This window comes from Kushneria sp. Sum13, from assembly GCF_052692355.1.
Genome location: NZ_CP199847.1, coordinates 2464440 through 2478247 on the forward strand (window position 1 = coordinate 2464440; position 13808 = coordinate 2478247).

Sequence of the window (13808 nt, forward strand, 5' to 3'; positions counted from 1 at the left end):
CACAGGCCAGTGCCGGTGAGGATCGCGACGGGCTGGTCAGATGTCCGAGCCGGGCATGGCCTGTCGATAGTGACGCACGTGATCAATCAAGGCACGCAGCCTTGGGGTCACCGTATGGCGGCTCGGATAGTAGAGATAAAAGCCTGCAAAAGGCGGCAGCCAGTCATCCAGCATCGTGACCAGCTCGCCACGCTCGATCCAGGGCCGAAACGTCTCTTCCATACCGAACGTGATACCGCCACCGGCCAGCGCCACGCGGATCATCAGCAGCATGTCGTTGGTGGTCAACTGCGCCTCGACCGCGACGGCAAGCGCTCGTCCGTCGCGTTCAAACTCCCACCGGTAGGGCGCCGTTTCAGGCAAGGGCCGCCAGCCGATACAGCGATGCGCTGTCAGATCCCGAGGATGCTGCGGCCGCTCATGGCGCGCGAGATAGCCAGGTGATGCGACAGCCACCTGACGCTGTTCCCCGGTCAGGGGAATGGCGACCATATCCTGCTCGATCACCTCTCCCAGTCGGACCCCTGCATCGAACCCGGCGGCGACGATATCGAACGTTTCATCGGTGACGGTGACATCCAGCATGATGTCAGGGTATCTCTCGGTAAAACCCGCGATCAGCGGCCCTGACAGAAACCGCTCCGCAATCGATGTCGCCGTGACCTTCAAAAGCCCACTGGGCGCGGCCTGCACATCCTGTGTCGCCTCTAAAATCGCGGTAATCTCGGTCAGCGGGCCGGACAGCGTGTTCAGCAACTGTTCGCCCTCCTCGGTCAATCGCACGCTGCGCGTTGTCCGATTGAACAACGGCCGATCAAGCGCGCGCTCAAGCCGCCCAATGCCCTGGCTGACCGCAGAGCGCGTTACGCCCAGCCGGTCGGCAGCCGCTCGAAAGTTCCCCGCCTTTGCCACAGCGACGAAGAGAGTCAAAAGATTGAGATCCATATCGATTGGCAAGCCCCGCTAACCATTGCGTCCAGCCATCAGCATATTCTGGTTAACACTCCAGCGCCTTATCCTTTGGTTCACCGGAGAGGAACCATCCCTCACACCGGCAACACGGGAGAGCAGCATGAGCATGATGGGCAAAATCATCTTGATCACCGGGGCCAGCAGCGGCATCGGGGAAGGCATTGCACGAGAGCTCGCAGCGGCCGGCGCCCACGTGCTTCTGGGCGCACGGCGTAACGACAGGCTGGAAAAGATCGCCGGGGACATTCGCAAGGCAGGCGGTAGCGTCGAAATACGGTCGCTGGATGTCACGAACAGAGAGGAGATGATGGCATTCGCCCAGGCCGCGCTGGATCTCTGGGGACGAATCGATGTGCTGGTCAACAATGCCGGTATCATGCCGCTGTCACCGCTCTCGGCGGGCCATATGGACGAATGGGCGCGGATGGTTGATGTGAACATCAAGGGGGTTTTGTGGGGCATCGGCGCGGTACTGCCCGTAATGGAGCGCCAGCAGGAAGGCCAGATCATCAATATCGGTTCTATTGGCGCCCTGCAGGTAGTCCCCACCGCCGCCGTTTACTGCGCGACCAAATTCGCCGTCAGGGCGATTTCAGACGGTCTACGCCAGGAGAGCTCCAATATTCGCGTCACCTGCGTCAATCCGGGCGTCGTGGAGAGCGATCTGGCCTCAACCATTACCCATGACGAAACCGCTGCCGTCATGGACGACTACCGCGCGACCGCCCTGCAGCCGGTCGATATCGCCCGGGCCGTCCGCCAGCTGATTGACGCGCCGGCCAGCGTCGATACCTCCGAAATCACCCTCCGGCCGACCGCCTCTGCGCATTGATGTCAGATACTCAAAAGCGCCGAGTGAACGACAGACGTCACCGTAAAACAGGCCCCCCGGGAGGCTGTGGCAGTCGCCCGGGGGGGCATTAACGATCAAGGCGACTCGACCAGCTCAGTGGTATTGGCATCAAGCGCGGCCGGATCAACCACCGGCCAGCCGTCGTCCCAGTCCACATTCACAATGCGCAGTTTCTGAACACCGTCATCGGCAGCTTCATAGGCGTGGAACACCATGACGTCCTGCCCATCGAAGGTGTAGACGCCGTTGTGCCCCAGCCCGGGCCAGTTGTCGGTGCCGCTCAGCACCGGCGTACCGCCGCCTTCCATCATTGGTACGCCGTCCCGGTCGATATAGGGCCCCTGCACGTTATCGCTGCGCCCCACCACCAGCCGATAGGTGCTGTCCACGCCGCGACAGCAGAACCCGAACGACGCGAACAGGTAGTAGTGGCCGCTTCGTTTGAAGATGAAGGGCGCCTCAATGGGGTTTTCCTCGGTGTTCGGGCGGGTGGCGAGATCGATCACCGTCTCCGGCTGCGCCAGGTGCGTCATGTCCTCTGCAAGCTGCACCAGCTTCAGCCCACCCCAGAACGAGCCGAAGCTCATCCAGGCCGTACCGTTGTCATCCTCGATCACCGCCGGGTCGATGGCATTCCAGTTATCGCGGCCCGGCTCGGATTGCAGCACAAGGCCCTGATCCCGCCACTGATAGTTGTCGGCCGCGGGATCGAGCGTGTCGTTGACGGTCACGCCGATGCCCGAGGTGTTCTTGCCAAACGCCGACACCGAGTAATAGAGATAGTATCGGCCGTTTTTTTCGACGATATCCGGCGCCCAGACATGGCCGTCAAACCCCGGCGCCACCGATGTGGCCCAGGGCGGGTCGCTCGGTTCACCGCTAAATACCCGATCAGCGTGGCGCCAGTGCGTCAGATCCCGGGAAGAATAGATATCGATGCCAGGGCCGGTACTGAACACGTAATAAGTGCCGTTATCGCGGGCCATGACGGGGTCATGCACCTCGACCTGCTCAGCATGGGCGGTAGACAGCAGGCCAGGGCCCAGCAGTAGCGAGGTAGTAATACGTATCAACCCTTTCATGAATGCCCCTGGTGATGAATGCCGAAACGGCGGGAGTGATCACGATGAAAGCGTTGTCCATAAGGAGGCGGCGAACAATGCGCCATAGGTATTAACGGATGCTAATTAAATAGCGAAGGCGCCTCCTCATGAGGCGCCTTTTCCACCATACAGGCCTTGATACTCGTGTGACGGTGAAAGCCATTAATCGCTTGCCAGCAAGAGAACCTTGCAATGGGCCCCCATGCCCACAGGCGTTTTGAGAATTCGTTCCGGCGCAGAGGAAAGCGAGAGCAGGTGGCATTGAGCTGCGCGTTTGGCACGCCACTTGATGCAGGCATAAAAAAGGCCCATCGAATGATGGGCCCTTGAGATGGCAGGCTAACGGCCAGAACGTGAGCACTCCTTTTCGCAGTCAGCGCCTGCATCAATAGGTACTCAGGCGAACAGAAAGTCCTCGGGCCCCATGGCATAGTTCAGCTCGCCGGTCGGCGAACCGGGATCGTACTTTGGTACGCCAACCAAGGGTACATAGTGTGATCCTGAGTCACTTATCACTATAAGCTCACTAGCCGCAGTCATATGGACATAATCATAATCAAGCGGCTCGCCATCGCTATTTTTCAACTGCGACAGATCGATCCGATCAACACCCAGTTCGAAATTGGTAATGGTGGCATCCTGCCAGGCACCATCCGTGCCAAAGATAAAGCTGTCAGCAGCGCCATCCGTACCACTGGTCATACCCGCCACTGCCACATCCTCAAGGGGACCTGTAGGTGCCGGCGCCATTTTTGAAATGTAGCCCTGCCGATCCGAAAAGGAGTTAAGGCCGCCAACCATGTCTTCAAGCATCAGGGCGAAGTCGTTTTCATCCAGCCCTGCCGGTCCGCTGTCCTGGTACAGCCAGACCTGATCGTCATAAATAACCGGCATAATGGCATCACCGCTGTCCTGTTCGCCGGCAAGCGTCAGGGCTTCTTCCAGAGAAGACGCGCCATCGGCCACGACCGCGTAGTTGAAATCGAGCGTATCAAAGGACTGCATCACCTCATCATCGACCAGCAGGGTATCTCTGGTAGCGTCGAAGCCGGAAATCGTATCGATGGCATCACCATCGTTGCCATAGCGAGAGGCATCACCTGAAAAATGAAGCACGTCAACGCCGTTACCCTTGCCGCCAAGAAGAATGGTTTCCTGCAACGCGCTGGAAGCGGTGTATTCAAGCCCACCCGAGAGCGCGGTGGCATCGACCCGGCTGACAGCAGTGGTGTCGTCAGCGCTATTGTTCCATTCGACGCGACCGTTGCCGCTGACATCAAGCGCCTCCAATGATGCGCCCTGTACCCCTGCCAATAGCGTGTCACCGGAATTGACCCGATCCCGGGTAAATGCCGTGGTCAGTGACAGTGTGTTGATATAGTCCGGCAGAGAGAAAGTCAGCTCTCCGCCAGCGCTAAAGGAAAGTGATTGAGTGGTATTGGAATACGCCATGAACTCGGTCCTTGAGTGTTCTTGTTCAGAGCCAGCAAACGTGCGACAACCCTGTTCCGCCTTTGCAGCATGACCGGCGTGGGCGCAACACAAACCTCGCCGCATCATCTAATTAAAATTAGATTCATATAGGCCATATAGGTGTAGACCAAATCGCCTTAACCCTCCTGCTTTCATGGCAAAAAAGGGTCTTTTTCTGGAAAAAGACAAAAGAGGCACCAGACATGGATTCAAAAAGCCTTCAAGAACAATAAACCAGCCGTTCACGTCGCCAGCGTGCTCGCTCGGACAGAATGAAGGCGGGAAGCGTTTGCGCGGACGGCACCTGGTCGAGAAAACCGTCATGAAAGGCCCTTATGGGCCGGCCAGCAACACGATGGCCGCTACAATCAAACACCCCACCCCCACCAGTACGGCACGAAAGGTGCGGGTATACCCGCCCACCAGTATCATGCCCGCCCCGACCGGCAGCAGGATCACCCCGGCGAAGAACAGCCAGTCCACCCATAGTGTTTCCATTAAAACCTCCCGGCCTGAGCATGACGACGCATTTACCAAGGATAGCCCCATGCCCGGCAATGCTTTAGGCATTCGCGACTATCGCCCCCGTGATGCCGACAGCACGCTCGCGCTTTTTCAACGCGCTGTGCGTGAAGTAGCCGCACGGGACTACACCCCCGCGCAGCTTGAGGCGTGGGCAGGCGATATGGATCAACGCGTCTGGGCACACAGCCTTGAACGCCAGTGCACATGGGTCGCGATGTGGGGGAGCACCCTCGCGGGCTTTGCCAGCCTGAACGACCACGGACATATCGACATGATGTTTGTCAGCCCGGAGCATCAGCGCCGCGGCGTGGCGAGCACGCTGTTAATGACTGCCGAGCAGGCCGTTCGGCAACGCGGCATGAATCGCATGACGACCGAGGCGAGCCTCACCGCGCTGCCCTTTTTCAAGGCGCGGGGGTTTGAAGTCGTGAAGGCGCAGGAGATTGAGCGACGCGGTCAGGTGCTGCGAAATTTCCGGATGCAGAAGTGTTTGAAAAAGATCAAACCGGTCGGAAAACGCTGCTGATTCAGACGCTGGTGGCCAGACATGTTATGCAAAGGGGTAAGCGAGGAGACACTGCAGGGCCGGGCGAACGCCCGGCCCAAACGGATCAGATCTGACCGATCTTGATCAGTTTATCCTTCATGCTGGCCGGGACATCTTCGATCATGACCAGATTGAGCGACTTTTGATCCCCCTCAACGGCCACCCGGTCAAGGTGAGCGCGGCACAGGTGCCCATAAGGGCGGCAAGGGTTTTGAATCTCATTAAATGATCTCTTGAGGGGCAGGCAGGCTCTTGATAGGCCTTTAGTCGACAGCGCGGGGGTCGCCACGATGCAAGTGCCTGTCCAGTAACGACATTTACCCAGGCTTCTTTAGCAATCCGTGTTAAATAATTTTTTTGGGGCGGCTGGCAACGGCTGAAATGCCCTTAGGTATCGCTGCCTTCCCGCACACTAATTCGCGTGGATTCACGCCATCATCAGCGTGACACTGGGCCCCAGGACAATGATGGGAGAAAGGGCCATCGCTGTTTCCCTGCAAAAAAGGGCGCCTCACAAGGAGGCGCCCTTTTTTCAGTACCGTGTTCTTTCAACACCGTGGCGTCATGTTCAGGTCAGGGCAAATACATCTATCCCCTTTTGCGTGACCTAGCCCTTGAAGCCCTTGCCCACCAGGTACACTTCTCTGGAGCGAGGCCGCGACGCCTCGGGTTTGCGAATGACCACCTTCTCAAAGGAAGTGCGCACATCCTTGAGAAATTCCTCCGAGCCTTCGCCCTGGAACACCTTGACCGCATAGTGTCCGCCCGGCTTTAGCACGCGCCGGACCATGTCGAGGGTCAGCTCCACCAGGTACATGGACGAGGCCTGATCCGCGGCACCCACGCCGCTGATATTGGGGGCAATATCAGACACGACCAGGTCGACCTGCCGGCCGTCAATCTGCGCGAGAAGCTGCTCGAAGACGTCATCTTCCGTGAAGTCGCCCTGAATGAAATCAACGTTTTCAAGGACGTCCATGGGCAGGATATCGGTGGCAATCACCCGGCCCTTGTCGCCCACGATCCGGCCCGCAACCTGCGACCAGCCGCCCGGCGCGGACCCCAGGTCCATGACGAGCATGCCGGGGCGGATGAGCTGGTCCTTCTCGTTGAGCTCGATCAGCTTATAGCTGGAGCGCGAGCGCAGGCCATCCTTCTGGGCGCGTTTGACGAAGGGGTCGTTGACGTGTTCATCCAGCCAACGGCGGCTGCTTTTGGAGTGTTTCATGTTGGTGCCAACTACAAGGATAGGGTGAGCCCCGAGCGCAACGCTGCGCTGCAGGGTACAAACTGGCGGCGATTATAGCGGATACGGGCAGTGAACGCGCGCCGCCCCGACAGGGCATCAACGCCATCTCCTGACAGGCCCACCGCTGCCGGGTACAATCCGCCATCGACTGTCTTTCCCATCGATTATCTTCCCTACCCTTTCTCTGCCGGGGTCACCGGCCAGGACGCCCTCATGATTCGTATCAACGAACTCTCTCTGCCTCTGGATCATTCTGATGATGCGCTGCGCCGTGCCATCGTCAAGCGCCTGAACATTCGCGACGCGGATCTGCTGGACGTCACGGTCTTCAAGCGCAGCTACGATGCCCGCAAGAAGAACAGCGCCATCCTGTTCATCTACATCGTCGATCTGGAAGTCCGTGATGAAGCCAGTGTCCTGGCGCGCTTTGCCAATGACCTGCATGTGCGCCCTGCGCCGGATACCCGCTATTACCCCGTGGCCGAGGCGCCGGCAATCTTGAAGCGCGCCCGCTGGTGATTGGTTTTGGCCCCTGCGGCCTGTTTGCCGCCCTGTTGCTTGCCCAGATGGGGTTCAGGCCCATCGTGCTGGAGCGTGGCAAAAACGTGCGCAGCCGTACCAAGGACACCTGGGCACTGTGGCGCAAGAAGGTCCTGAGCCCTGAATCCAACGTGCAGTTTGGCGAGGGCGGTGCCGGTCTCTTTTCGGACGGCAAGCTGTACAGCCAGATCAAGGACCCGAAGTTCTACGCGCGCAAGGTGATGCACGAGTTCGTGCGGGCCGGCGCGCCCGAAGAAATCATGTACGTCAACAAGCCTCACATCGGCACGTTTCGCCTCACGGGGGTCGTGGCGAAGATGCGTGAAGAGATCATCGCGCTGGGCGGTGAGGTGCGCTTTGAAAGCCGGGTGACGGATCTTTTGATCGACAACGGTCAGGTCGAAGGCGTGGTACTGGCCAACGGCGACACGCTGCATAGCCGTCATGTGATCCTCGCGCTGGGCCACAGCTCGCGCGATACCTTTCGCATGCTGCACCGCCAGGGGGTTCACATCGAGGCCAAGCCTTTCGCCATCGGATTTCGCATTGAGCATCCGCAGGGCATGATCGACAAGGCCCGCCTGGGCAAGTACGCAGGCCACCCGGCACTGGGCGCGGCGGACTACAAGCTGGTTCACCACGCCAAAAACGGCCGCGCGGTCTACAGCTTCTGCATGTGCCCCGGCGGCACGGTGGTCGCGGCCACGTCCGAACCGGGCCGCGTCGTGACCAACGGCATGAGCCAGTACTCGCGCAACGAGCGCAACGCCAATTCCGGCATCGTGGTGGGCATCAATCCCGAGCAGGACTTCCCGGGCGATGCGCTGGCCGGGGTCGAGCTGCAGGAGCGCCTGGAAGAACGGGCCTATGAACTGGGGGGCAGCGACTATTGCGCGCCCGCGCAGCTGGTGGGCGACTTTATCCGCGGTGTGCCGTCCAGCGAGTTCGGCGAAGTGGAGCCTTCCTATACGCCGGGCGTGCGCCTGGGCGATCTTTCCCCTTCCCTGCCGGCGTTCGCCATTGACGCGATTCGCGAAGCGCTGCCGGCCTTCGGCAGGAAGATTCGCGGCTTTGATCGCGACAATGCGATCCTGACGGGTATCGAAACACGCACCTCCTCCCCCGTGCGGATCACCCGCCATCACGACACGCTCCAGAGCCTCAATACCCGTGGCCTCTACCCGGCCGGCGAAGGCGCGGGCTACGCCGGCGGCATCCTGTCGGCGGGCGTGGATGGCATCAAGGTCGCGGAGGCGCTGGCAAAGGCGCTGCTGTCTGACATGGACGCCGCCGCTGCACCGGCCCGGGCCGCCGGCTGATGAAGTTCGACGACATCAAGAAACTCCACCAGAAGAAGTATCGCGCCGAGTTCGGCCATTTTCTGGTGGAGGGTGAACATCTGGTTCTGGAGCTGCAAAAGGCGGCAGCGCACAACCCGCAGCTTCAGCGCGCAGCGCTGTATGTCACCGAGACGCATGCCCGGTGGGAAAGCCCGTTCAGGACCCACGTCATCAGCGATCGCCAGATGGCGCAGATCGCCGATACCAAAACCCCACAGGGCATCGTCGCGCTGGTGCCGATACCGGACACCTCGGTGGAACCGTCCGATACCGGGCGTGCGGTGTATCTGCATGAAATTCAGGACCCGGGCAATCTGGGCACCATCCTGCGCACGCTTTCGTGGTTCGGCGGCTTTCGCTGCCTGCTGAGCCCGGGCAGCGTCGATCCTTACAACCCCAAGGTCGTACGGGCGAGCATGGGCGCGATCTTCCATGCGCCGCTGGAGCTGGATGTTCCGCTGGCGTCGCTTGCCGATCGCTTCACGCGCATCGCCTGCCTGGATATGCAGGGCGAGCCGCTGCATTCGTCAGACTTTGGCGCCTGTGACTGCTACCTGTTTGGCAACGAAGCCCGCGGGGTACCCCGTGATCAACTGGGCGCGCTCGGCGCACAGTCCGTTCACGATCCCCGGGAGCGGTGCCATCGAGTCATTGAATCTGGCCGCGACGGTCAACATGTGTGCGTATGAGCTGAACCGCCCGCGGCGCTGAGTGGCACATATATGCGGTCATGGCTGTGGCAGCGCACTCATGACCGCGCGCGAGAACAGCGGCGATGGTCACCTGGCCATGGCCCTTAATGCATCCGCACTCTATATCGATAGCGCCTTGGGCGTCGGGGCCGATGGGGCTCTTTTTTTAAAGCGAGCCAGAGGTGCTTTTACGCCCTTGCCTGCTCGGCGGCCAGGGCGGCCTGCACTGAAGGTCGCTCTTCGATGACCGCCTTATAAGCCGACAGGGCCGGCCACTTCTCCAGACTGATATCAAAAAACTGACACCATCCCAGTACGGTAAACAGATAAGCATCTGCCACGCTGAAAGATGACCCCATCAGGTAGCTGTCGTGCTGTAAACGGCTCTCCAGAAAATCGAAACGCTTGCTGATTCTGTCAGAAAACATCGCCCTGGCTTCATGCGGCAGTTCCTTGTTGAACAGCGGCGCCAGACCGGCATGTATCTCGCTGTTAATAAAGGCCAACCACTCCTGCATGCGAACTTTTTCCCATTGATCTGGCAGCGGTATTAACCCGGCCTCCGGTTTCAGGTCAGCAAGATATTGAAGAATGACTGGCCCTTCCGTAATGACATGTCCTTCTTCAGTCTCAAGTGCTGCGACATACCCCTTGGGGTTGATGCCAAAAAAATCCTGCCCGTCTTCCGTTTGCTTTGTGCGGTTATCAACTCGAATCAGTTCGAACGGTAGAGAGAGTTCTCTTAGCACGATATGAGGAGACAGCGAGCAGGTGTGAGGCGCGTAATAAAGCTTCATAAAGACATCCACAGTTAAAATACCGGCTTGATACGAAGCCATGTTTGAACGGATTCAGTATGTTGCTCGCCTCAATCAGCTGTAAAATCAATGCCTCATCGATAACCCATTAGCCGAGCTACTACCTTGCTGAATCTTGCCCACTGGCGTCTGGTGGTTTTCATTGCCGATACGGGCACCATTTCTCAGGCAGCAAATGACGCCGGAATGACTCAATCAGGGGCCAGCCAAGCACTTGCACAGCTGGAAAAGCATCTGGGCATGAAAATCTTTTCGCGCTCGCATCGCCAGATGGTCGTTACGGCCTTTGGCGAGCAGGTCGTTGAGCATGCTCGCGCCATGCTCATGCATTATTCTGCCATTCGTGATCTGGCGAACAGGCTTGGCGGGCCAGGAAGCGCTCGACTCAAACTGGGCAGCTTTCCTTCCATCATCTCGACGCTATTACCTGCCCTGCTTCGCGGCTTTCACCAGCGATATCCGGATATTGAGGTTGTGGCACTGGAAGGCACCGATGAGGAGGTCGAGAACTGGCTTGATCAAAAGCACATTGATTTCGGCGTCGTGCTCAACCCCGAGCCGGAGCGCCACCCTATTGTGCTGGGTCGTGATGCCTGGGTGGCCTTGTTGCCGACATCTCATCCATTGGCGCGACGAGCTACCAGCAACGGCGTCAGCCTTTCAGAGCTCGTGCATGAACCGTTTATTCTCGCCACCGGTGGCTGCACAACCCATGCTCAAAGTCTGGCCCGTTCACACTCGCTGGAATTGACGGATATTCGCGTCAGGCTACAAAGCTGGGACAGTGCCTGTGCACTGGTGAGAGAAGGTATGGGCATTGCGCTGGTGCCTGAATCGACCCTGCCGGAAAGCATGCAGGGCCTTCGCGCCCTGCCGCTGACACCCTCGATAGCGCGTGTGTTCGGATTGGTCAGAGCAAACCCGGTACCAACCATCAGGGCAGCCGATGCCTTCTGGCAGCATGTGAAGGGAGTAAAGAGTTAGCCGAATTCTTACTCATACGGGAATTCACGCCATCACCATCGTGACGCCGGCGGCGGCCAGAGACTCAATCAGTGACGCCTGCGTACTCTTTTCCACGATGATGGTACTGGCCAGACAAGCGCTCCGATCATGTATAGCGAAGCGGCGTTGATCTTATCAGAAGAGGCCATCATGACTGTTTCGAAGCACAGCTTATCAAGAATACATATCCAACTCTAATACCTAAAATATCAAGGGAAAAATCTTATTCACCTATGCCAAACTTTGGGCCGAAAAATCGATTCTTTTACTTTTCAATTCAGCCGGCAACTGCAAGTTATCAGAAGATATTAATATCTCGTTGCCCATTTTTTTTTCATTCAGGGAATATCTAACATCTATAGAATACTGAGGGTTTTCCGAATAAGCATTCTTAACAACCTCAGAATTATCATAAGTAACGATCCAAGGTTGCTTTAATCTTTTAACAGTATTAGCGACAGAAACATGATCATTTAATGAGTATGAATTAGTGTAAAGCTCTGGACCTTTTTTAACGTATGGCGGATCAATGCAAAAAAAAGTTCTTTCAGAAAAACCCTTGCTTAACATAAACTCGATGGCATCAAGCCGGTACAAATGTATTCGAGATTTATAGCGCTCAACCCTCTTTATCCTTTCAACCAAATTGAACTTATTAAACCTGCAATCCATCTTATAATTTCCAGCTTGTGAAACCCCACCTATAACACCAGCTCCCTGTATAACACCGGAACGATTAGTTCTATTTAAGTAAAAGGCTGAAAACCCCAAAGCCAATGGATTTTCAACACTTTCATTATTATATATATATCGCTGCCTTTGCCATTCGTCTATATCAAGCTTGGCATTTTCTACTAATTCAATAAATTCTTGGTTTTTATTTAAAACTGAATACCAAAAACTCCATATGGCAGGATCTATATCGTTAAGATGAATATCACTCACATCTCCACTATAAAGAAGAGAAAGTGCAAGGCCACCACCTCCTGCATATGGCTCTGCATAGTGGCACCGATAAAGAGAGTTACCTTTTAATATTTTAAACAAAAGCGGTTTTAAACACGACTTCCCACCAGGATAACGTAATGGTGAACAAGGCATCCACATAAAAAGCTTCTCCAAACCACTATTATTTCAAAATTGACTGAATAAGAGATAAAATTAAACAGTTTATAGTTTCAAAATCATTCGCAAGCTGAGGCCCATCAAAACCTGCTGCTGTTTTATTATGTTTTGTTGCATTCCCAAAACTGGAGATTCTTTCTAATGCATTCCTGATAGTCTTTCTGTCTTCCTTGTTTTTAAAACCTAAATTTTCCAATGTGGCGTGACTTAAATATGCCACAAAATCTACATTTTCTCTTCCACACAGTGCTGTCAAGCTCTCCATAAATGACCATGCCCCAACATATAGTAGAGGGCTATGATTTGAAAGATTCAAGTCACACAAAGAGTAGTAAACGTGATCAAGCTTATAACTTGGGATTTTTTGCAATGCTTCTTGAATTTCAGGATTAAAATTGATTTTTTCTCTACGAATCGGTTTTTTTGGTTTATGGTTTTTTACAGAGCTCCCTTCATTTTCTTCAGGTTTGCCCTCAGGCTTGTCTTCAGGCTTGTCTTCAGGCTTGTCTTCAGGCTTGTCTTCAGGCTTGTCTTCAGGCTTGTCTTCAGGCTTGTCTTCAGGCTTGTCTTCAGGCTTGTCTTCAGGCTTGTCTTCAGGCTTGTCTTCAGGCTTGTCTTCAGGCTTGTCCTCAGTTTTGCTAGAGGCCAAGTCGTTATTGCTTGATTCACTACTTTTTTTTCCAAGCGTGTCATTTTTTTCTTCAAGATTATACTTTGCGACTTTGTCTCCAGACAACCCTTCTAAAAGACGCAAAGAGTCTGAATAAGAATTAATTTTCGCCGCATTATCACGAGTTGTAATATGCTTGGAGACAACATCTCTTATAAACTTTTTAAACATTACCTCAAAGTCAGCATAAGCTAAGTTTGTTGTGAGTGGTAATGAACTATCCAGCCCCAAAGTATTTCTGAATATAGGATTCCCAGAATAACGCTGAACAGTCGAAAGTCGACCCTTTCTTTCGTCAACTAAAATAAACCCTCTTCTTTGAGCAAGATCCAGTAAAGAAAGGGCTAAATCATTTTTAGAATAGAGGCTATTCCTTGCTTTTTGCTCAGATTGCCACTGTTTTCTTCCTCGACCCTCATCAGCTCCAGCATGAATTCTATCAAGCCATAGCCTTACTTCTTCACGACTAGAAAAGATTACGGCAAATAAATTATCTATTTTAACCCATGAAGAGCCAATTCTAGAGAAGTCGGCCCTTAAGCTTGGAGTAGGAGCCAATTGAGGATCATTAAGCAACTTAAGAGCACAAAGTCTTCGATTGCCTTCAGCCGAGAAAAAAGTATCCCCCTCCTCTTTAATCAAAGCAAATAACTCTAGCGGATTTAAACCATTGGCAACAATGTCTTTGGCCAAAGTCAAAACCTGCTCATTTTTACAAAGATAAGCAATCGATTCGCTTTCATTATTGAAGGGCTCGTGCCTTGGATTGTTGAGATCTAAAAACACTCTGGATAACTCAACCATTTTCGCGTTCTCTAACCCGTAAAGCATCGAACCCTCCATTTAATTAATAAAAATTATCGATAAATATAAGCATAGCCCTAACACACTGTAAA

Annotated in this window: 15 protein-coding genes; 6 read left to right on the top strand and 9 right to left on the bottom strand. The window is 55.1% G+C overall.

Annotated elements, in window-relative coordinates; translation table 11 throughout:
* Nucleotides 1–36 precede the first annotated feature (36 nt).
* Nucleotides 37–957, bottom strand: coding sequence for a LysR family transcriptional regulator (locus ACUN8C_RS11530; protein WP_445619349.1), 921 nt, complete (start codon nt 955–957; stop codon nt 37–39).
* Nucleotides 958–1072: 115 nt separating this feature from the next.
* Here ACUN8C_RS11530 and ACUN8C_RS11535 point away from each other — a divergent pair, with 115 nt between their 5' ends.
* A complete protein-coding gene (locus tag ACUN8C_RS11535; protein WP_445619350.1) occupies nt 1073–1804 on the top strand; it encodes an SDR family oxidoreductase in 732 nt (243 codons plus the stop codon).
* A gap of 95 nt (nt 1805–1899) precedes the next feature.
* Here ACUN8C_RS11535 and ACUN8C_RS11540 read toward each other — a convergent pair whose 3' ends face one another.
* The 3 genes from ACUN8C_RS11540 to ACUN8C_RS11550 all read right to left on the bottom strand — a co-directional run bounded on the left by ACUN8C_RS11540 (nt 1900) and on the right by ACUN8C_RS11550 (nt 4899).
* Nucleotides 1900–2907 (bottom strand): family 43 glycosylhydrolase, encoded by a 1008-nt coding sequence (locus ACUN8C_RS11540; protein WP_445619351.1) that lies wholly within the window; start codon nt 2905–2907, stop codon nt 1900–1902.
* Nucleotides 2908–3324: 417 nt separating this feature from the next.
* Nucleotides 3325–4380 (bottom strand): hypothetical protein, encoded by a 1056-nt coding sequence (locus ACUN8C_RS11545; RefSeq protein ID WP_445619352.1) that lies wholly within the window; start codon nt 4378–4380, stop codon nt 3325–3327.
* A 354-nt stretch (nt 4381–4734) separates the two neighbouring features.
* On the bottom strand, nt 4735–4899 hold the full coding sequence (locus tag ACUN8C_RS11550) for a hypothetical protein (RefSeq protein ID WP_445619353.1): 165 nt from the start codon (nt 4897–4899) through the stop codon (nt 4735–4737).
* A 49-nt stretch (nt 4900–4948) separates the two neighbouring features.
* Here ACUN8C_RS11550 and ACUN8C_RS11555 point away from each other — a divergent pair, with 49 nt between their 5' ends.
* Nucleotides 4949–5452, top strand: coding sequence for a GNAT family N-acetyltransferase (locus ACUN8C_RS11555; RefSeq protein ID WP_445619354.1), 504 nt, complete (start codon nt 4949–4951; stop codon nt 5450–5452).
* 628 nt (nt 5453–6080) lie between these two features.
* On the opposite strand, the gene rlmE is transcribed toward ACUN8C_RS11555, so the two are convergent.
* Both rlmE and ACUN8C_RS11565 read right to left on the bottom strand, forming a co-directional pair.
* Nucleotides 6081–6701 (bottom strand): 23S rRNA (uridine(2552)-2'-O)-methyltransferase RlmE, encoded by a 621-nt coding sequence (gene rlmE, locus ACUN8C_RS11560; RefSeq protein WP_445619355.1) that lies wholly within the window; start codon nt 6699–6701, stop codon nt 6081–6083.
* Between the two features lie 11 nt (nt 6702–6712).
* Entirely contained in the window at nt 6713–6883 is a 171-nt protein-coding gene (locus ACUN8C_RS11565; protein ID WP_445619356.1) for a hypothetical protein, read from the bottom strand.
* Between the two features lie 52 nt (nt 6884–6935).
* On the opposite strand from ACUN8C_RS11565, the gene ACUN8C_RS11570 reads away from it, so the two are divergent.
* The 3 genes from ACUN8C_RS11570 to ACUN8C_RS11580 are packed head-to-tail and all read left to right on the top strand — an operon-like array spanning nt 6936 to nt 9291.
* A complete protein-coding gene (locus ACUN8C_RS11570; RefSeq protein ID WP_445619357.1) occupies nt 6936–7241 on the top strand; it encodes a hypothetical protein in 306 nt (101 codons plus the stop codon).
* Complete coding sequence (locus tag ACUN8C_RS11575; protein WP_445619358.1) at nt 7238–8581, top strand: NAD(P)/FAD-dependent oxidoreductase; 1344 nt, start codon at nt 7238–7240, stop codon at nt 8579–8581. Before ACUN8C_RS11570 ends, ACUN8C_RS11575 begins: the two co-directional genes overlap by 4 nt.
* Nucleotides 8581–9291 carry a TrmH family RNA methyltransferase gene (locus ACUN8C_RS11580; protein WP_445619359.1) on the top strand — a complete coding sequence of 237 codons (711 nt, stop codon included), beginning with the start codon at nt 8581–8583 and terminating at the stop codon, nt 9289–9291. The genes ACUN8C_RS11575 and ACUN8C_RS11580 overlap by 1 nt, the downstream gene beginning before the upstream one ends.
* A 191-nt stretch (nt 9292–9482) precedes the next feature.
* On the opposite strand, the gene gstA is transcribed toward ACUN8C_RS11580, so the two are convergent.
* On the bottom strand, nt 9483–10133 hold the full coding sequence (gstA, locus tag ACUN8C_RS11585) for a glutathione transferase GstA (protein WP_445619360.1): 651 nt from the start codon (nt 10131–10133) through the stop codon (nt 9483–9485).
* 84 nt (nt 10134–10217) lie between these two features.
* On the opposite strand from gstA, the gene ACUN8C_RS11590 reads away from it, so the two are divergent.
* Nucleotides 10218–11096, top strand: coding sequence for a LysR family transcriptional regulator (locus tag ACUN8C_RS11590; protein ID WP_445619361.1), 879 nt, complete (start codon nt 10218–10220; stop codon nt 11094–11096).
* A 252-nt stretch (nt 11097–11348) separates the two neighbouring features.
* Here the strand turns inward: ACUN8C_RS11590 and ACUN8C_RS11595 are convergent, their stop codons facing one another.
* The gene (locus ACUN8C_RS11595) at nt 11349–12224 is read right to left on the bottom strand and encodes a DNA adenine methylase (protein ID WP_445619362.1); all 876 of its coding nucleotides are present in this window, start codon (nt 12222–12224) and stop codon (nt 11349–11351) included.
* Between the two features lie 22 nt (nt 12225–12246).
* Nucleotides 12247–13743 carry a hypothetical protein gene (locus ACUN8C_RS11600; protein ID WP_445619363.1) on the bottom strand — a complete coding sequence of 499 codons (1497 nt, stop codon included), beginning with the start codon at nt 13741–13743 and terminating at the stop codon, nt 12247–12249.
* Between the last annotated feature and the right edge of the window lie 65 nt (nt 13744–13808).